Source organism: Dakarella massiliensis (assembly GCF_001182045.1).
Taxonomy (GTDB): domain Bacteria; phylum Pseudomonadota; class Gammaproteobacteria; order Burkholderiales; family Burkholderiaceae_F; genus Mesosutterella; species Mesosutterella massiliensis.
The window spans coordinates 473,482-491,628 of the sequence record NZ_CVTY01000007.1; the positions used below are offsets into that span (position 1 = coordinate 473,482).

The following is an 18,147-nucleotide window of genomic DNA, read 5'->3' on the forward strand; positions in this document are numbered from 1 at the left end:
TTTCCGGAGTACCACACCTCCGGAAGGTCTCTTCCAGGAGGGTTTCGGTTTGAGCCGGGCAACTGATCTTGAACTCTTCTCCGCGATCGCGAAAAGCGGAAGTCTTTCTGAGGCAGCGCGCCGTCTCGGACTGACCGCTGGCGCTGTGTCGCGCCGGCTCGCCGCGCTGGAAACCCGGTTAGGCTGCCCCCTGGTGCTCCGCAATACCCGCGGGATGGCGCTTACCGGGGAAGGAAAGCGGTTTCTCGCGGGCGCGGACGACATCCTGGAACGGATTGCCGCTCTTGAAGACGCCGTGACGTCTGCGCGGGGATCTCTGAAGGGAAAGCTTCGCATCAACTGCAGCTGGGGGTTCGGAGAACGGGTTCTCAGCCTCGCGGCAGCAGAATTTGCCGCCGAGAATCCTGAAATCGAACTCACCCTCCTCCTCTCCGATCCCCCTCTCGATCCTGTTCAGTCCGGACTCGATCTTGTCATTCATATCGGAGAGCTCCCCGAGAGCCGTTTTCACGCCAAGCGCCTCTTCCGGAATGACCGTATCCTTTGCGCATCTCCTTCCCTGCTTCAAAAAACCGGAGGCTCCGTCACGTCACCCGCGGATCTCGCGAAACTCCCCGCGATTTCAATCGATGAGGACCGTCTGCCCGGAAACATCTGGGAGCTGAAAGGAAAAAACGGCGCTGTCCGAATCCGCTTTCAGTCAACACTCCGCACGAATTCAAGTGAAACTGCAACCCGATGGGCTGAGGCTGGTCTCGGCGTTATTCTGAGAAGCCGCTGGGCGGTGTCTGACGCCCTTCAGTCCGGGAAACTGACGCAGATCCTTCCGGATCTCACAATGCCGAGCTCAGGTTACGCGTATTACGCCGGTAACCGCCTCGCCTCCCCGGCCCGGTCTTTCCTTCGCTTTCTGGTTCCCTGGCTTAAGCAAAGAGGAATCGCCTCATGACGGAGAACCTCTCAGAACGCTTCCGTATGCCGGAATCGGTTCCTCCGAATCCTGACCTCGCGTCCCGGCTCCAGGAGCTCGCCCAATCGACTAATCGCCCCATGAGGGGTGCCGGGCTTCTGCTTGAAAAGGACGGGAGCACCCGGATTCTCACAGCGCTTTCGGACGAGGGGTTCCCGGAGAATGCCGGAATGCCTCCGGCCGCAATCTCATGGGGCACCTTTTATCGGAATCTTGAAGAATCCGGAGGGCGCCTGAACCCAGAGACTCCGGTGGAGACGGCGGGTGGACGAAGGGTTGATTTATCCCTCTTTTTCGAACACTCCGCTCCCTCCTGGGCCGCTAAGCCGGGAAGGAATCAGAATCTCTGGCACGGCGCTATCCTGCGGGAACTCCAGAGCGCTCCCGTGTCCGTCATCAATACCTGGAGAGAACACTTCCGCGATTGGCGTCCGGTTGAGCTCCTTGAAACGCGGGCAGGAACCCCGTTCTCATTTGAAGCCCGAACGGTTGGCGCGCCCTATCCGGTTCGGACATTCACGCGTCCGCTCATAGCCGCTCTGATGCCAGATGTCGAGCAGACTCCGAGAATCCCATTCAGTCTCGGGAAAAATCCAGACTTCGAAGTGCTGTACGAAGATCAGGATTCGATCGCGATCCTGAAACCCTCAGGTATCCCGTCGGTCCCTGGGGTTCTTGAGCCGATCAGCATGAAATCGGTTCTCGAAGAAGAGACTGGCCCGCTTTACACCGTTCACCGGCTTGATCAGGGAACATCTGGTGTGTTGCTCTTCGCCAAAAACGCCGCGGCAGCAGCAAGCCTCTCGGACGCTTTTGCTTCACGGCTGACCCGAAAAACCTATTCCGCAATTCTCGAAGGCGCAGCAGGAGGTTCGGGAAGTGTGAAGACCCTCCAGCTTCCCCTTGGCGGAGATCCGTTCGATCTTCCGAGGCAAATCGTGCTCTCGGAATCCAACCGTGGAAAGAGCGCGAAATCTGCCGCAGAGATCATCGCGGTGAGTGAACACCGTGGATTCGCCCGTACACTCGTCCGACTGCATCCTGAGACCGGGCGCACACACCAGCTCCGGATCCATATGGCGTTGGGCTTCGGATGCCCGATCCTCGGGGACGCGCTCTATGGAAAGAAGGGTCTCCTAGAACTCCAGGAACCGAGGCTTTATCTGCACCTCGGGGAACTGACCTTCCCCCGGGTATCTGACGGAAAACCCGTCACGGTGAGGAAAAATTCCGGATTCAGTTCTCTTCTCTGAGATCGCATCGCCGGAAATAAAAATCCCGCAGAGCCAAAACCCTGCGGGATGAAATCAGAATTCCTGATACCAGGATCGCTGATTAAGCCTTGAAGGCGAGCTGAAGCGGCGGAACAACCTGCTTCTTACGGCTCATGACACCAGCCATCCAGCCGTTCGCGTCCGGCTTCAGGGCGACGCGGACGATATCAGCGTCGTCAGACTCCATCAGAAGCTCGGAACCTTCCTTCATGATGTCCGTCAGAACGAGCAGAACAGTGTCGCGGCCTTCAGCCTTCACTTCCTTCAGCTCAGCAGCGAGCTGGGCCTTCAGTTCCGGCGTGATAAGGTCAAGCGAAATGAGGGAAAGCTGGCCGATACCGACCTTCTTGCCGTTCATATCGAAGTCCTTGTAGTCGCGGAACACGAGGTCGCGCGGGGTGGCGTCGAGATTGCTGCCGGCCTTGAACGTTTCAATGCCGAGCGCTTCGATATTATCGACACCAGCGATAGCAGCGAGTTCCTTCGCGGCGCGGATATCCGTCGGCGTGCAGGTCGGGCTGCGGAACAGCACCGTGTCAGAAAGAATCGCGCAGAGCATGGCACCGGCGATATCCTTCGGCACTTCAACCTTGTAGTAGTCGTACATCAGCTTCACAATCGTGTTGCTGCAGCCAACCGGCTGAATCCAGCATTCGAGCGGGTAGTCGCTCGTCACGTCGCCGAGCTTATGGTGATCGATGATGCCGAGCAGACGGCACTTCGGGAAGTCATCCGGAGCCTGGGCAAGATCGGAGTAATCGACGAGATAAACCTCGCGGCCTTCGACCGAATGCACCACTTCCGGAGCCTTGAGACCGAAGCGCTTCAGCACAAAAGCGGTTTCGGGAGAAGGATCACCCTGAGCGCCGGAAACAGCATCAATGCCGCGGGCGCGGTAGAGATACGTGGCGGACAGTGCAGAAACGATGGAATCGGTATCCGGATTCTTGTGGCCTAGAACCAAAGCGGTCATGACTAACTAACCTCGAAAAAAGATGGGGACTGGGGACAGTCGGACGCGTCCCCTGTTTGCAGTGTGTAATTGAAGAATAGTACAACACCGCCCGGCTTGTGTCATGAAGGATAGCCCCGTATTGAAGTCGGCGTGAGCTCTGAATTGTCTCAGAAAACTGATGGATACCTCCTATCCGCCCGTTCCCTGCCGCTCTCATAAGGCGTGACGCATGAATGGGTTATCTCACCCCGCCCTCATTCATTCTTCAGGCGAAACAGCGGCGTCCTTCTAAAGCGCACTTTCTAATTAAATCAACAATGAAGACGTTAAATCAAAAAACAGCCTCAAAAAAATTTGCCTTTTTTAATTTTCATGTGTAATATTTCAATTCTGAGTTGCGCCCGTAGCTCAGTTGGATAGAGCACCTGGCTACGAACCAGGGGGTCGCGGGTTCGAATCCTACCGGGCGCACCAAACGAATTCAGGAAATCCCAGATAGTTCCGCTGTCTGGGATTTTTTCATGCCCGAAGCCTTTATTCTTTCAAAACTGACCTTCCGCCTTTTCTGAATCCCGAAAAAATAAAAGGCTGACCCACAATGAGTGAATCAGCCTCTCAGCACTTTAGCGCCTGACCTCAGTTACTTCGTATAAAACCGCGTCAGATAATCCGCAAGCGCCGTGTCCCAGCTCGGCATCTTGTAGTTCAGTGTGTATTCAAGCTTCTTCTTCGCCAGGCGGGAATTTGCCGGACGCTTCGCAGGAGACCGGAACTCTTCAGATGTGCAGGGAATCACCTTCTGCTTCACATGCGCGAGCTCAAAAATCCGGCATGCGAAATCGTACCAGGTCGCCTCTCCTTCGCAGGTGAGGTGATAGGTTCCCACCAGCTCCGGATGACGGAGAAGCTCATTCAGGGCCTGGGCGACAGCGATCGTGCTCGTCGGATTGCCCCTCTGATCATTCACGACCTTCAGAACCTCGCGGGTACCATCCGCAAGAGAAAGCATCTTATCGAGGAAACTCGGACCGCCGGGACCGTAAAGCCAGGAGACGCGGGCAATAATATGGTTCGGGCAGTGAGTTCTCACGGCCTGCTCGGCCGCCCATTTGCTCTGACCGTATACGCAGTGACCGCCTGTCGGAGCATCGAATTCCGTATAGGGAACGGGCGAATCGCCCTCAAACACATAATCTGTTGAGATGGCAATCAGCTTCGCGCCGTGGCGGTAGCAGGCAGAGGCCACATTTTCGGTGCCGACCGCATTGATCCGGTAAGCCTGATCAATTTCAGTTTCGCACCTATCAACGGCTGTCATGGCTGCGCAGTGAATCACGACGTCGGGCTTATGGAGAGCAAGGCACCGATCAAAGGCGGCGGCATCCGTGATATCCGCTGTTTTGTGATTGGTTGGGATCACTTCGACCCCCTGCAGCTCATGCTGCAGGGTACGGCCGAGCATGCCATCCGCGCCGGTAATCAGTACTTTCATCGGTCAGAACTCCAGGGCGTCCTTGAAGAACGGAGCGATCTGATCTTTTGCAGACAGAACCGGTTCTTTCTTATAGGGCCAGTCAATCCCAATCGTCGGGTCATTCCAGCGGATTGAGCCTTCATCTCCCGGGTGATAGAAGTCCGTGCACTTATAGTGGAAATGCGCGACATCACTCAGCACGACAAATCCGTGCGCCATTCCCGGCGGAATCCAGAGCTGATTCTGATTTTCCTGGTTCAGAATGGCTCCAAACCATTTGCCAAAGGTGGGAGATCCCTTACGGATATCCACCGCCACATCGAACACTTCTCCAAGAGACACCATAACGAGCTTCCCCTGCGGATGCTGCTTCTGGAAATGGAGACCGCGGAGAATCCCCTTCGTGGACTTGGAGTGATTGTCCTGAACAAAGGGCAGATTGATGCCTGCGGCTTCGTAACGCTCCTTCTGCCAGGTTTCGACAAAATACCCGCGTTGATCGCCGAAGACCTGAGGCTTGATAAGCAGCACGCCTTCGATCGGTGTCTTTACGACTTCCATTATTTATCTCCTTCGATCAAGTTCAGCAGATACTGACCGTAGTGATTCTTTGCGATCGGTTTTGCCAGTTCAGCAACCTGTTCACTCGAAATGTAGCCCTTCCTCCAGGCGATCTCTTCCGGGCAGGCAATCATCAGCCCTTCACGGGACTCAACCGCGTGAATAAACATGGCCGCTTCAAGCAGGGATTCATGTGTCCCGGTATCAAGCCAGGCAATGCCCCTCGACATCAGTTCAACGCAAAGATCCTTGCGTTCAAGATAGGCCTTATTGACATCCGTGATTTCCAGTTCCCCTCGGGCGGACGGCTTCACCTGCTTCGCGATTTCGAGCACGTCAGGATCATAGAAATAAAGCCCGGTTACGGCGAAGTTCGACTTCGGGTGCTTCGGTTTTTCTTCAATGCTGATAGCCCGATGCTGATCATCAAACTCAACAACGCCATAGCGCTCCGGATCCGTCACGTGATAACCGAACACCGTAGCTCCGTGATCCCGGCTCATCGCGCGCTCCAGCATCTCAGCGAGCCCGTGTCCAAAGAACAGGTTGTCTCCAAGAATCAGGCACGTGTGGTAGCCCTTGATGAAGTCCTCGCAGAGCGTAAACGCCTGAGCGAGCCCTGCCGGCTTCTCCTGGACAACGTAAGTAAAGGAGCAGCCCCACTGGGAACCGTCCTTCAGCAGTTCCTTGAAAAGGTGCTGCTGATCCGGAGCCGTAATAATGGCAATCTCGCGGATACCCGCTTTGATCAGAACTGATATCGGGTAAAAGATCATCGGCTTGTCGTAAACCGGCATCAGCTGCTTGCTGACGCTGCGCGTGAGCGGATAAAGACGCGTTCCGGATCCGCCGGCAAGCACAATGCCGCGCCATTTATTCTTGTTGTTTTCCACAATCAGCTCCTTCAGGACAGCTCGTTTCTGCTGCCGTAATTGGTCTTAAGCCAGTTCTTGTATTCGCCGGTCTGAATGGACTCAACCCATTCACTGTTATTGAGATACCACTCAATGGTCTCGCGGAGCCCATCTTCAAACTGATGCTTCGGCGTCCAGCCAAGTTCCCGCTCAATCTTCGAGCAGTCGATCGCGTAGCGAAGGTCATGCCCCATACGGTCAGCAACGTGCGTGATCTGTTCCTTATAAGACTTGCCGTCCTCTCGCGGACGAAGCTCATCCAGAATCTCACAGATCTTCGTGACAATCGTGATGTTGTTACGCTCCGAGCGGCCGCCCACGTTATAGGTTTCGCCCACCCGGCCGCGGGTCAGCACGTCGTAAATCGCTTCGCAGTGATCTTCCACATGCAGCCAGTCGCGGATGTTTTCACCCGATCCATAAATCGGGAGAGGCTTCCCCTGAATTGCGTTCAGGGTCATCAGAGGAATCAGTTTTTCAGGGAACTGGCGGGGACCGTAATTATTCGAGCAATTCGTAATCACAGTCGGCAGACCATACGTTTCATGAAAAGCACGGACAAAATGATCACTCGACGCCTTGGAAGCGGAGTACGGGCTGTTGGGCGCGAACTTGGTTTCTTCCGTAAAGGCCGGATCCGTCATGGAAAGCGTCCCGAACACTTCGTCTGTCGAAATGTGATGGAAGCGGAAAGCGCTCTTCTTTTCCGCCTCAAGGCCGTTCCACCAGTCTTTCACGCAGCGAAGCAGGATGCTGGTGCCCATCACATTGGTGCGGACAAAGGAGTCCGGATCAACAATGGACCGGTCAACGTGGCTCTCCGCGGCGAAGTTCACCACCGCGTCCGGCTGATATTCAGGAAGAATCTTCCGCAGCAGCTTTTCGTCACCGATATCGCCGTGGATAAACACGTAGTTCGGATTGCTCTCGACATCCTTCAGATTCATCAGGTTGCCGGAATAGGTGAGCTTATCGAGATTAATAACTTTGTCGCCCGCGGCAATTCTCTGAAGAACGAAACAGGAACCAATAAAACCGGCTCCTCCGGTTACCAACAGTGTCTTCATGCTTGCTCCACTAACAATTGCTACAGAATGGTCCAGATCTTGAGGATCCCAAAGAGCAGATACTCGGACTTGGAACCATAATTTTTAACTTTGAGAAAAGGAATTTTTCCGAACAGGTAGACCCATCTTTTTCTGTCATGCTGCAGCAAAAAGTATGGATACGTTCTGATCGCATAACTCCTGACCACGTTAGCCCGATCTTCCATCAGATCAGATTTTTTGTGGGTCGTATTGTCAGGCGTATTCCTGTATTTAAGCAGCGGTTCCTGGAGGTTATGGAACATCGTCACCTCCATCAGTTTCACCCACAGCATGTAATCTTCGGCTGGTGAGTAAACCGCTTCCCACCGGATGTGATTTTTCAGCAGTACATCCTTGCGGATCATGGCCGCCGAATGAATCACTGCACAGTCAGAGAGAAGTCCTCTCTTAATATCTTCGTTACTTTCAGGAACTCTGAGCATCCGGCCGCTGGGAATCTCATCTGCCCAGCTGCTGCAGACTCCAACATCGGGGTGGGAATCAAGGTAAGCTGCTTCTTTTTCCAGACGGGTCGGGTAACAGATATCGTCATGATCCAGAATGGCGATATAGTCGCCGGAAGCGAGCCCGAGAAGCTTATTCCGGCTCTCAGAAATCCCCAGATTTTCTTCATTGCTGAAGAACCGGATCCGCGGATCGGAAAATCCCTTCACGAGACTTTCAAGCTCAGCATTGTCCGGAGAATCATTCAGGAGCAGAAACTCAAAATCACTGAATGACTGAGCCAGAACGGACTCAATCATTTCTTTCAGCTGATCGGGTTCCGTATTGTAGAGAGGGGTCAGAACCGAAATTTTAGGCATTCAGAATTCCAATTAGTCTGTTTGGCTGGGAAAGGCACCTTCGCTTTCGGCGGTTTTGGTCCTTGCAGGTCCATCCTCTGCAGGATGCGTCTGCTGAACAACTGAGACCCGCTCAAATCTGAATCGCCCGACTGAGACTGATCTTATAGGAGGTCAGCTATTTCCGGTAAATAATTTATCGTAATGATACTGCTTTTTACAGCTTAAGACTAAGTAATAATAAGAATTACAAAATGCGGGTTAACCGATATTTCCTGAAGAATCTGATTACCGATAAAACATTCTTGATAACCGGAAAATATTATCAGAACATTTACGTATTCAAACACTTAGTCAGCATTCAAAAGCCCCGAAGAAAATCTTCGGGGCTTTTGCCGACCGTCTAACCTGATACCCGCCTTTCAGCGGTCAGTTTTGTTACACGATGGTCCGGGGCGGCTGATCGTACACGGTCACCTCAGGTACAGCGCCCTTCCAGAGCGACACCTCGACATTGGCGGTTGACGCCAGATTGCCGCGGGCAAGCTTGGAGGTCGGCTTATCGAGCACCAGAGTGTTCGAGTTGCCTCGAACGTCCACAACCCCATGAGCTGTCTGACGGGGATTGAACCATCCGCCGTGATGCACCACGATAACACCCGGGATAATCCGATCCGTAAGAACGGCTCCGGCTAGAATCTGACCGCGGCGGCTCTTTACGAGGCAGATATCACCGTTTTGAATGCCGCGGGCCTTGGCGTCCTTCGGATTGATCCAAACAGGCTCCCGGTCTTCAATCGTTCCACGGAGACGGGTGGCCGTGCAGTCAAGCTGACTATGCATGCGGTAACGACTCTTGCAGGCCATCAGGGCAAGCGGGAATTCCTTCGTCGCTGTGGCAACACCCTCAGTCGGCTGGAAATAGGTCGGATGCCCCAGGCTGTCGTTATAGTGGTAGCCGGCAATCTTCGGGGAGAAGAGCTGAATCTTTCCGGATTCGGTAGAGAGAGGATGAGCCTTAGGATCTGCCCGGAAATCGGCAAACGCCACATAATTCCGGTTCTCTTCAGTCACCGGGAAGAGGAGATACCCCTTCTTTCAGAAGGTATCAAAGTCCGGCATCTTCTGACCCAGATTCGCTCCCATCTGGCGCGCGTCGTTATAGAACTTGCGGATCCAATCCATTTGGGAGCGCCCTTCCGTGTAGGCCTGCTTAATGCCAAGCTTGTCAGCGAGCGCTGAGAAAATCTCATAATCAGGCTTCGATTCCCACTGAGGTTCAATTGCCTGCTTCATGGCAACAAAACCATCATTGGAAGAGGTACCGATATTCGTGATGTCGTTGTGTTCAAACGCTGTGCAGGCGGGAAGCACGATATCCGCGTGCCGCGCTGTAGCTGTCCAGACGATATCCGTCACGATCACGGTATCCGGCTTTTTGAAAGCCTTGGCAAGCTGATTCGTATCCGGATGATGGACAAAAGGATTGCCGCCAGCCCACATTACAAGATGGAATTCCGGATAGGTAACCTTCTTGCCGTCATAATCAATGACCTTACCGGGATGCAGCAGCGCATCCGTCACGGCAGCCACAGGGAGAACCTTGCTGCCCTTCCAGGGCTTTGTCACCGGGCGAACCGGCTTCACGCTGCTCGGAATCTGGCTCATAAACGGCGCTTCGCTGAGCGGGGAACCGCCGGACGAATAGTGATAATTGGTGCCGAGTCCGCCGCCCGGAAGGCCGATCTGTCCAAGCACCGAGCAAAGTGCCGCCAGCATCCAGTGGCTCTGCTCGCCGAAATCAATACGCTGAATACCCCAGCCGATCATGAACATCGTGCGATGTTCCTGTACTTCGTGCGCAAAGGAGCGGATCTTAGCCGCGGGCACGCCGGAGATCTTTTCAGCCCATTCAGGTGTCTTTTTGACGCCATCCTCTTCACCCACAATGTAACGGCGGAGTTCAACCCAGCCATAGGTGTATTTGTCGAGGAAAGCCTTATCGATCTTACCCGTGGCGTCCAGTTCGTAAATCATGGCCGCCATCACAGCCGGATCAGTGCCGGGATTCGGATGAATCCACTCAGACCCCATGTATTCTCCCGTATCCGTTTCAACTGGATTCACGGAAATGGTTTTCGTCCCCTTCTTCTTCAGGGCACGGAGGTAACCGGCGTAGTTGTGGAGCGTCGTGTACCAGTCAATATCATTCGTCACGACAGGGTCACAGCCCCAGAAAACGACGCGCTCCGAATCTCGGATCACCACATCCCATGTCGTGGAACGGGGATTCCCCGAACCAACCACATAGGGGAAGATCGTGTTTACAGCCGCGGACGAATAGCTGTTGCGACGTCCGACGAAACCACCCATCAGGTTCAGAAGACGATGCTGACACGGAATAGCGGCGTTGAGCTTCCCGGTTGACATCCAGCCGTATGAGGAACCGTAAACCGCGGACGGGCCATAGTTGTCATAGGTATCGCGGATTGCTTTGGCTGCGAGTTCAAGGGCCTTATCCCAGGAAACCCGAACCCACTTTTCATTTTCGTCACCGCGTGTCGCGCGGGAAGCCGGGCCATTCTTCAGGTAGGACTCACGCACCATCGGATAACGGATACGGGCCGTGGAATACGGCATTTCCGCAATCCCCTGAAGGTTGACCGAAGGCTGATAGTCATGCTCAAACGGCTTGCAGCCCACAATACGGCCGCCCTTCACTACCGGGCGGACAATGCCCCAGCGGAAAGCCGTGATCGATTCACCTTCGTTCAGCTGGGCCTTCCCGAGATTAAATGAACCCGTAAGAGAAAGATCTGATTCCGGAAGCGGATTCTCCGGGAAGATGGCCGCACTCTCTTTTGCGGCAGGATACCCGGGATGCTCTTTCGGGCTCTCAAACTCAATAAAGAAGAGCCGTTATGCACATATATCGCTATACAATTACAAATAGTCTTAAAACGAATAGCGGGAATTTACGTCATTTACCGTGATGCATATAGCTTCTATAAAAAGCTGTATTTCTATAGTATATTTTTATATTCAGAACGGCTCAGATATCTTTTTATATTTTATTTATATGATTGATTAAATTTAATTATTTTCAAATCCATTCCTTAAGGGAGATAAATTTCAGCTTTCTGTCCCAGCTTTCTCTATTAGTAGCACAGAAATTCAGGTATACCAGTTTTATTGACCTGAAAATCGTGATGATAAAATCGGGCGTGTTTTAGTCTGTGCGCATGGAAGATTCAGAAATGAATTGTTACATTTGAAGCGCGTAAAGACTCCCACTAATGCATTGGAACTACCTATCCAAACGTCCCAGCGAATTTTTACCAGCTGTTTTAAATTGCTTTGCTCTGAGGATGGTTCAGCACTGATCAGCACCGTCGGCCGGTCTTTTTACGTGTGAAAGTTAAATCATAAATTTATGCTTTGAAGCCGACCAGGAATTAAACATCAGTCTTATGCCATGCGGCAGCTCAATCTCAGGCCTCCAATTCAGCTCCCTCCGGGCAAGAGTGATATCCAATACATTTGCCGGTACATCCTGTTTTCGTCCTTCTTTAAATACAATTTCCACTTTTTTATTCAGGATCTTTTCTATATATCCGATAATCTGGAGAAGAGATGCTCCCTGGCTGGACCCTATATTAAATACGGTGTGATCACCTGAATAATTCATACAGGCCTTACATGCTTCCAATACATCGGAAATATATATGAAGTCCCGTATAACTTCGCCCGTTCCCCATATTTCTATAGGTTCATCAAGAATAGCTTTCCGCAGGAAATTAGCGATAACACCCTGATTGGAATATGCCGGCTGCCCCGGGCCATAAGGGTTTGAAAGCCGGAGTGATTGATAATTAAGACCGTATTGGTGGTGGTAATAGAAAAAAAGATTCTCAATCGTCAGTTTCTGAATGCCATACAAGGATATGGGATTGCAATCATGCTCTTCTGTTATCGGAAGCTTTTCCGGCACTCCATACACCGTACCTCCTGAAGATATAAATATAATCTTTTTCAATTCTCTTGAATTTTTTGCCGATTCCAAAAGATTGACAGTCGGGAGGACATTATCCGTGAATTCGGAATATGGGTCTAAATTAGAAGGCTTGGTTGTACTGATTAAATGGAAAATGTAATCAAATCCATTTCTGCACAGGCTGTCTATTAAATTTTTGTCTTTAAAGTCTCCGTAAACAAACTTAGCCTTTAAGCCATAGTCAAGAAAATCTTTATTTTTCCCCGAACCAAAAACTGTTACGTCATCCCCCAAACTTATCAGTAGTTTGGCTAAATTTATTCCTAAAAAACCAGTGCCGCCCAGTATCAGACATTTCATAACAATATCCTATCCCTATATATTAAACTTCCTTAAAAATAAATACATAGAGCTAAAATCCAACAGCAATTATATTTTTCACGTAAGCACGAATAGACTTCATTTCAGCTTCAAAATCTGTCGTGAAATATTAAATCCATGGAGTGAGTAAGGATTATCATATTGTTGATTTTTATTTGAAATACAAAGCAAACTACCATTCTTAGCAGACACAGTCAGCATTTTTACATTCCAACAAAGCGGGTAAGCAGTAAAAATCCTTCTGCCCGACCTTATCCGGGGTAAAAATCATCCCGTGAAATAACGATTCTTCTCAGCCCCCTTGAGGAAAGGATCTGCACTTTTCAATGATATCCGGAATGATCCCGGTTTTAAGGCTTTCTAAAAAAAACGGTCCCGGGAAATGGCTCCTGGGACCGCTCACTCTGTGTGCCGGTTAAGGATTTTTAGAAGAAGTACATTCCGGCGGTTACCACAATCAAGGCAAGGACACAGGGAAGCGCCGTGCGCTTCACCACTTCCATCGGATTCACATGCGCGATGCCGCAGAGAACAATCAGACCACCGGCAATCGGGGAAATCGTGCGGCCGATACCAGCAGAAAGCTGAGCGACCGCACCAAGCTGAACAATGGTCATACCGAAATCAGCCGCATGAGGCGTGATCGCTTCATTGAAAGCGAGGGCTGCCGCATTTCCTGATCCGCAGACAATGGCCATGATGAACGGTCCAAGAACAGCTGACGCCATAGCGACTGACTGCGACCCTTTCATCGCGTCAATCAGGGAACCGGTAAGACCGATCGACTTCATACCGGCCGCGAAAAGGGACGCCGCAGCGATCAGGATCACCACATTATTGAATCCATCCCCCGCTCCCTTGCAGAACTGTTTTGACACTTCGCCCGGATCCTGTTTATGCAGGATGGCGACAATCAGGCCAAGAGCCGTACCGATCAGCATGCAGACCGGAACCGAGAAGGTTTTGGTCGGAAGCCAGCCCACTTCCTTCGAGGCAATCACCAGAAGGAAAAGCGGGACAATCGGAATGACTGCCATGATCGGGTTGATATGGAAATTCTTCAGGTCCACCTGGGAGTCTTCAGGACGGAAATCAGCAGTTCCGACTCCTTCCTTGATGAAGTGACTGAGAATCGCAAGCGTGATCGCGGCAACCACCGCGCCGCAGGCCGCGGGGAGCGCTTCGCTGAAAATCACGATCATCGCGTCAGGTGACGAAATCTCACCCGCCTTGAACGCAATATCCGCCACCTGCGGGTTGAACATCAGCCCCGGGCTGATCGCGGAGCCCCAGGTCCCAAGGAACACGGCGGCCGCTGCCATCACCGGGTTCACGCGAAGAGCAATAAGAGAAGGAATCAGAAGCACGCCAACCGCGGCTGCAACGCCCGCAGCTGACGGTAGCACGATATTCAGAAGCCAGGTGATGATGGCAGCCCCTGGAATCACAATCGCCGGCACATGAGTCAGAGGTCTCACGAGCGCATTAACGAGATGATCAGAGCAGTGCGTGTAAGTCATCACAGCGCCGAATCCCATCACGGTCACGATGGTCGGCACGAGTCCGCCATTCACCAGCTGCTTCACAAAGGCATCCACCGCGGTGCCGATCGTGACATTGGATCCCGCGGCGAGCCAGCCGATCCCGGCCATCAGAATGCCTGACAGCGCCAGAACCAGTCTTGCCTCGTAATTCTTATAAATCAGATAGAAGGTCAGAATGACTATTGCCAATCCAATCCAGATCATGATGTGTTCTCCTGGTATTAATTTTTTGGCAGCCCGGAAAATTCGGAATCGGCTGCCGTTTTGCTTCTCTCTTACATCGGTTGATTTTTTTCAGTGACTCCAGCGGGTTTTAAGCAGTGTTCTGACATCCACCGCTCTGGATGGGAGACCAAAACGCCGTACCGCATCCTCTCCGTAAGATGTCGTCACGATGGTTCCGCCTCTCCCCACAACCTTTCCCTCTTCGAGCACAGGCTGTCCGGCAATAAAGGTCGAAACGGCCTCTCTTGATACAGGGTCCGCGATCGTAATATCGGCATCGGCTCCGGCTGAGAAGTGTCCCTTGTCTGCCAGCCCCAGTCGGCAGGCCGTCTCAAAGCTCGACTTCAGAACGAATTCCTGCAGCGTGATCGCCCCGAAATCAACAAGCAGCAGCCCGTTTTTCAGAATGACATTTCGGGGAATACCGCCGCCGTCGGTACAGAAGGAATTGACGAGAAAGGTTCCGTCCTGTTTCTTCTGCGTAGCGAAATAGAACCGCGACAAGGCCGGATTTACTTTGAAACTCACCGGAACATCCATACCGCGGGCTTTCAGGATCTCAATTCCCTTCTCGGGATTTGCCAGCGTGACAAATCCATCCACCACTTCGTGGACCGCGGCATAACCGTCAGCCACCGCTTTCAGAATTCCTTCCGCACTGATGTCATACCCGTGACTTTTAAGGCATGACCTCGTAACGCCGCTTTCCGGAACATCATCCCGGCATTTGGCGCTGCAGCCGTTGATAGGAGAGAGGTAGGACTCCGTCTCAATCTCCGGGTGACGGCTGAGAAGATCTGCGGTTTCCCGTATTTCGTCCTCAAGCGGCGCGACATTGCCGCGGCACTAGGCATTGATATGGGCAAGATGAAACGGGCGGCCTTCGGCTGCCGCAATAACTTCCCGAACTCCTTCAAGATTAGATCCATGCTCGGTGGAACCCGCGTGAATAGCGAGGAACGTATACGAGTCGCAGCAGATCCGGATCAGGCGCTTCATCGCGTCCGGGGTCATGGGATAGTGCCCGCCAAGGAGTTTCACCCCATAAGCACCGGATTTCAGAGACTCCTGGATCGCCCGATTCAGCTCGTCATCCGAGGGATCCGTTCCTGAAATATTGAGCCCGGGCTTCAGCTGCTGCAGCACTGCGATCGTGAGCCCTGCTCCTTCCCGCTTCATGCCATCAAAGACCGTTTCAAGGGGACCCGCCATTTCCATCGCGGTCGTGACACCGGCTTTAGCCATCATGCGGAACGCTGAACTTCCCCCGAGCCAGGAACTCGCATGCATATGACTGTCGATAACACCCGGAATGACGATCAGACCATCCGCTTCAATAATCCGAGCGGCTGCCGGAACGTCAGTCCCCAAATACGCAATCTTTCCGTCCTTAACCCCCAGGTTCAGGACGCGGTCGATATGGTTCTTCCAATCTGCAACCCGACCGCCCTTGATCAGCAAATCCAGCATTTTCTCTTCCTCTACGGGACACAGCGGCTCTTCCCTGCTGTTTTATTTGAGAAATGCTAGAGATAGCTAATTCTTTTGGCTAATACTTTTTGTATGAGGAATAATTATGAAACTTCCTAATTCATTCCTTTCCGGAGTACTCTTCATGCGAAGCCGAATTCTTCATCATTTAGAGGCGATTCTTAAAACTGGCTCCATTGCGGAAGCCTCCCGCCAGTATTTCATTGCACAGCCTTCGCTTTCCCAATTCGTAAAACGGCTTGAAGAGGAACACCGCATTACGATCTTCGACCGATCGCAGTCACCCTGGGTGCTGACGCCGGAAGGACGGTACTTTCTTGAGACCGAGAGGAGAATTGACGCGATCCGCCGCGAGCGTGAACAGTATCTAGAGGACCTTCAGGGAGGAGCGGCTGGCGAACTGCTGATTGGCTCCACTCCCTAGCGGTCTGAAACCATCCTCAGCCGGATTCTGCCGGAATTCGCGAGACGCTTTCCCAAGATCCAGCTCCGGATTACGGAAGGGACCACAAAAGGAATCGCCGATGCTGTAGCGTCCGGCGCCGCAGACTGCGGTTTTGTTGTATCGCCGATGGTGACTTCTGAACTCGACTCCGTAGTTGTCACCCACGAGGCCGTCTGGATCGCTCTGCCGCTCACCCACCCGCTTGCCAGAAATCAGCCTCATCCAGCGCAATTCCCGCTTCCCGAGATTTCTTTTGCCTCGCTTCGGGATACGCCGTTCATCATCATGAAACCGGGCCAGGCATTCCATAACTACTTTGAGTCACTCTGCCGAAAGTTTTCGATAGAACCCCGGGTGCCCCTGGAAACCCAATCCATCACAACGGTTCCTGCCTTGGTCGCGGCTGGTGTCGGCGCTGCGCTGGTCCCGGAAACCATAAAAGATCAACTGCTCAGTCTTCCCCTGGCTCTCTTTTCCCTTGGCAGTGAACTTCACGAAAGCCGACTCTGCCTCGTAAAGAAACATGGCCGCTATGTTTCCACACCGACCAAGCTTTTTTATCGGACAGTGACAGAGGTTCTGAATCTTCCGGAAGATGAACAGAAAGATGCCGAATGGCTCTGATACTGATAGTAAATTTCTTTCTTTGAGATCAAAGATGTAACGGAAGTCTCAGCCGCATAATTCTCACTGATTCAAAAAAGCAACAATTAATTGTTTAATAACAGGGTATTAGACATGAAATATAAATAAGTTGTTTTACAGCATTAAATAAAACACGCTTTAATTTGATCTTTCATCAATTTTTACCCGGTTATTAATAATAATTAATAATTTTTATTTATATTTAATTTTACAACTTAACATCTTTTTAATAAGTTGAACGCCGGGCTAAAAGATGTTTTTTTAATACACAAAAAACCTCTCCGAAGAGAGGTTTCCTGTACTTGCGGATGATGACGCTGTTAAGCGAGGACAGAGGTCCTTTCGGTTAGCCCCTGAACCTGAGCCGCCTGCTTATTCGGCATGATCGAATCGCGAGCGTTCTGGATGTGGAGGAGCATTGCGGCGCTCGCCTGCGTGGCATTCCCTGAAAGAATTGCATTGAGAACCCAGCCGTGTTCTTCGGTCAGAATCTCAACATGACGCTTCTTATGCGCTTCAAAGATCTTTGTAATCAGGAACATGCTCTGTTTCATCTCAGAGAGAAGCCTTTCCAGACTCTCATAGTAGAAATGATTGTGAGCAGCCGCGGCGATTGCGAGATGAAACGCGCAGTCGCGGTCCATATCGCTTTCCTCTTCCTTGGAAGCCTCACCGGTGGTGTTCTTATAGTAGTCGTCCACCACGTGGTAATAGGCTTTCTGGATCCGCTCGCGGTCTTCCGCGGTCGCGCGTTCAGCGGCGAGTCTTGCGATCTCGCTTTCCAAATGCGCGCGGTATCCGTAAAATTGGTTGATATCGCTCCAGTTATCGACCTGATCAATCTTCACGGCGCCCTGACTCGTGCGGATCACATAGGATCCGGAGCCCTGGCGGGACTGAATGATGCCTTCGGTACGCAGCTGGGCAAGGGCAATACGCACAACCGGACGCGACACGCCGAATTCCTTAGCTAACCTCTCTTCGGGGGGAAGCTTCGCACCGATCGCATACAGGTTATCTACGCAGATCTGCTGGAGCAGCTGCTGATATACGTAGTTGCCAAGTGAGGGGGCGGGTTTAGTCATGGCATTTCCTTTCTTGTCTTACAGACAAGCGGGAATTATTTTTTAAACTTGTAATATTAATTTGTAAAGTATTAAAACTGCTCTGATGACCGGGAACGACACTTATCGTCTCATCGCAGGGCAAAGAATTTTACCCCGAAAAGTCGGTGGCTGTCATCAGGTAAGGAGCTATGAAACTTAGAAAAAAAAACTGACAAATATTTATTTTTTCCGATTTTTCAAAACCAATTTTGATTTTCTTCAGGCGGAAGCTCCCTGATCTTCACTGAAGTGTTGGCAGTATGAAAAACTTTCAGTA

Annotated in this window: 17 protein-coding genes and 1 tRNA gene; 5 read left to right on the top strand and 13 right to left on the bottom strand. The window is 51.9% G+C overall.

Annotated elements, in window-relative coordinates:
* Positions 1 to 49 precede the first annotated feature (49 nt).
* Both BN1936_RS08460 and BN1936_RS08465 read left to right on the top strand, forming a co-directional pair.
* Positions 50 to 949 (top strand): LysR family transcriptional regulator, encoded by a 900-nt coding sequence (locus BN1936_RS08460; RefSeq protein ID WP_022442948.1) that lies wholly within the window; start codon positions 50 to 52, stop codon positions 947 to 949.
* A complete protein-coding gene (locus BN1936_RS08465; protein ID WP_049687164.1) occupies positions 946 to 2,223 on the top strand; it encodes a pseudouridine synthase in 1,278 nt (425 codons plus the stop codon). Before BN1936_RS08460 ends, BN1936_RS08465 begins: the two co-directional genes overlap by 4 nt.
* An 82-nt stretch (positions 2,224 to 2,305) precedes the next feature.
* On the opposite strand, the gene BN1936_RS08470 is transcribed toward BN1936_RS08465, so the two are convergent.
* Positions 2,306 to 3,217, bottom strand: a complete 912-nt coding sequence (locus BN1936_RS08470; protein WP_049687165.1) for a manganese-dependent inorganic pyrophosphatase — start codon at positions 3,215 to 3,217, stop codon at positions 2,306 to 2,308.
* Positions 3,218 to 3,596: 379 nt separating this feature from the next.
* On the opposite strand from BN1936_RS08470, the gene BN1936_RS08475 reads away from it, so the two are divergent.
* A tRNA-Arg gene (locus BN1936_RS08475) sits at positions 3,597 to 3,673 on the top strand.
* A 166-nt stretch (positions 3,674 to 3,839) separates the two neighbouring features.
* Here BN1936_RS08475 and rfbD read toward each other — a convergent pair.
* From rfbD to BN1936_RS08530, 11 genes are all read right to left on the bottom strand, one after another.
* A complete protein-coding gene (gene rfbD, locus BN1936_RS08480) occupies positions 3,840 to 4,691 on the bottom strand; it encodes a dTDP-4-dehydrorhamnose reductase (RefSeq protein WP_053101847.1) in 852 nt (283 codons plus the stop codon).
* Between the two features lie 3 nt (positions 4,692 to 4,694).
* Complete coding sequence (gene rfbC / locus BN1936_RS08485; protein WP_022442952.1) at positions 4,695 to 5,234, bottom strand: dTDP-4-dehydrorhamnose 3,5-epimerase; 540 nt, start codon at positions 5,232 to 5,234, stop codon at positions 4,695 to 4,697.
* The gene (rfbA, locus tag BN1936_RS08490; RefSeq protein ID WP_022442953.1) at positions 5,234 to 6,127 is read right to left on the bottom strand and encodes a glucose-1-phosphate thymidylyltransferase RfbA; all 894 of its coding nucleotides are present in this window, start codon (positions 6,125 to 6,127) and stop codon (positions 5,234 to 5,236) included. The genes rfbC and rfbA overlap by 1 nt, the downstream gene beginning before the upstream one ends.
* A gap of 11 nt (positions 6,128 to 6,138) precedes the next feature.
* The gene (gene rfbB, locus BN1936_RS08495) at positions 6,139 to 7,215 is read right to left on the bottom strand and encodes a dTDP-glucose 4,6-dehydratase (RefSeq protein ID WP_049687166.1); all 1,077 of its coding nucleotides are present in this window, start codon (positions 7,213 to 7,215) and stop codon (positions 6,139 to 6,141) included.
* Between the two features lie 20 nt (positions 7,216 to 7,235).
* Positions 7,236 to 8,060 (bottom strand): glycosyltransferase family 2 protein, encoded by an 825-nt coding sequence (locus tag BN1936_RS08500; RefSeq protein WP_022442955.1) that lies wholly within the window; start codon positions 8,058 to 8,060, stop codon positions 7,236 to 7,238.
* 417 nt (positions 8,061 to 8,477) lie between these two features.
* A complete protein-coding gene (locus tag BN1936_RS11790) occupies positions 8,478 to 9,113 on the bottom strand; it encodes a molybdopterin dinucleotide binding domain-containing protein (protein ID WP_232422094.1) in 636 nt (211 codons plus the stop codon).
* A gap of 24 nt (positions 9,114 to 9,137) precedes the next feature.
* Positions 9,138 to 10,946, bottom strand: coding sequence for a molybdopterin-dependent oxidoreductase (locus BN1936_RS08505; RefSeq protein WP_407919253.1), 1,809 nt, complete (start codon positions 10,944 to 10,946; stop codon positions 9,138 to 9,140).
* A 511-nt stretch (positions 10,947 to 11,457) separates the two neighbouring features.
* Entirely contained in the window at positions 11,458 to 12,393 is a 936-nt protein-coding gene (locus BN1936_RS08515; RefSeq protein WP_022442957.1) for an NAD-dependent epimerase/dehydratase family protein, read from the bottom strand.
* A 446-nt stretch (positions 12,394 to 12,839) separates the two neighbouring features.
* Positions 12,840 to 14,162 carry a C4-dicarboxylate transporter DcuC gene (dcuC, locus tag BN1936_RS08520; protein ID WP_022442958.1) on the bottom strand — a complete coding sequence of 441 codons (1,323 nt, stop codon included), beginning with the start codon at positions 14,160 to 14,162 and terminating at the stop codon, positions 12,840 to 12,842.
* Positions 14,163 to 14,252: 90 nt separating this feature from the next.
* On the bottom strand, positions 14,253 to 14,819 hold the full coding sequence (locus tag BN1936_RS08525) for a hypothetical protein (RefSeq protein WP_049687168.1): 567 nt from the start codon (positions 14,817 to 14,819) through the stop codon (positions 14,253 to 14,255).
* Positions 14,820 to 15,029: 210 nt separating this feature from the next.
* A complete protein-coding gene (locus tag BN1936_RS08530; RefSeq protein WP_049687169.1) occupies positions 15,030 to 15,653 on the bottom strand; it encodes an amidohydrolase family protein in 624 nt (207 codons plus the stop codon).
* A 145-nt stretch (positions 15,654 to 15,798) separates the two neighbouring features.
* Here BN1936_RS08530 and BN1936_RS08535 point away from each other — a divergent pair, with 145 nt between their 5' ends.
* Together BN1936_RS08535 and BN1936_RS08540 are read left to right on the top strand one after the other, a co-directional pair.
* Positions 15,799 to 16,098 (top strand): LysR family transcriptional regulator, encoded by a 300-nt coding sequence (locus BN1936_RS08535; protein ID WP_157274787.1) that lies wholly within the window; start codon positions 15,799 to 15,801, stop codon positions 16,096 to 16,098.
* Positions 16,099 to 16,110: 12 nt separating this feature from the next.
* Positions 16,111 to 16,743 (top strand): LysR family transcriptional regulator substrate-binding protein, encoded by a 633-nt coding sequence (locus BN1936_RS08540; protein ID WP_082164543.1) that lies wholly within the window; start codon positions 16,111 to 16,113, stop codon positions 16,741 to 16,743.
* A 341-nt stretch (positions 16,744 to 17,084) separates the two neighbouring features.
* Here the strand turns inward: BN1936_RS08540 and BN1936_RS08545 are convergent, their stop codons facing one another.
* Positions 17,085 to 17,849 carry a FadR/GntR family transcriptional regulator gene (locus BN1936_RS08545; protein WP_022442962.1) on the bottom strand — a complete coding sequence of 255 codons (765 nt, stop codon included), beginning with the start codon at positions 17,847 to 17,849 and terminating at the stop codon, positions 17,085 to 17,087.
* Positions 17,850 to 18,147 lie beyond the last annotated feature (298 nt).

Coding starts and splice junctions, on each gene's coding strand:
- BN1936_RS08465 (WP_049687164.1), top strand. CDS start 946: ATGACGGAGAACCTCTCAGAACGCTTCCGTATGCCGGAATCGGTTCCT.
- rfbC (WP_022442952.1), bottom strand. CDS start 5,234: ATGGAAGTCGTAAAGACACCGATCGAAGGCGTGCTGCTTATCAAGCCT.
- BN1936_RS08515 (WP_022442957.1), bottom strand. CDS start 12,393: ATGAAATGTCTGATACTGGGCGGCACTGGTTTTTTAGGAATAAATTTA.
- BN1936_RS08500 (WP_022442955.1), bottom strand. CDS start 8,060: ATGCCTAAAATTTCGGTTCTGACCCCTCTCTACAATACGGAACCCGAT.
- dcuC (WP_022442958.1), bottom strand. CDS start 14,162: ATGATCTGGATTGGATTGGCAATAGTCATTCTGACCTTCTATCTGATT.
- rfbD (WP_053101847.1), bottom strand. CDS start 4,691: ATGAAAGTACTGATTACCGGCGCGGATGGCATGCTCGGCCGTACCCTG.
- BN1936_RS08530 (WP_049687169.1), bottom strand. CDS start 15,653: ATGCTGGATTTGCTGATCAAGGGCGGTCGGGTTGCAGATTGGAAGAAC.
- rfbB (WP_049687166.1), bottom strand. CDS start 7,215: ATGAAGACACTGTTGGTAACCGGAGGAGCCGGTTTTATTGGTTCCTGT.
- BN1936_RS08545 (WP_022442962.1), bottom strand. CDS start 17,849: ATGACTAAACCCGCCCCCTCACTTGGCAACTACGTATATCAGCAGCTG.
- BN1936_RS08470 (WP_049687165.1), bottom strand. CDS start 3,217: ATGACCGCTTTGGTTCTAGGCCACAAGAATCCGGATACCGATTCCATC.
- BN1936_RS08535 (WP_157274787.1), top strand. CDS start 15,799: ATGCGAAGCCGAATTCTTCATCATTTAGAGGCGATTCTTAAAACTGGC.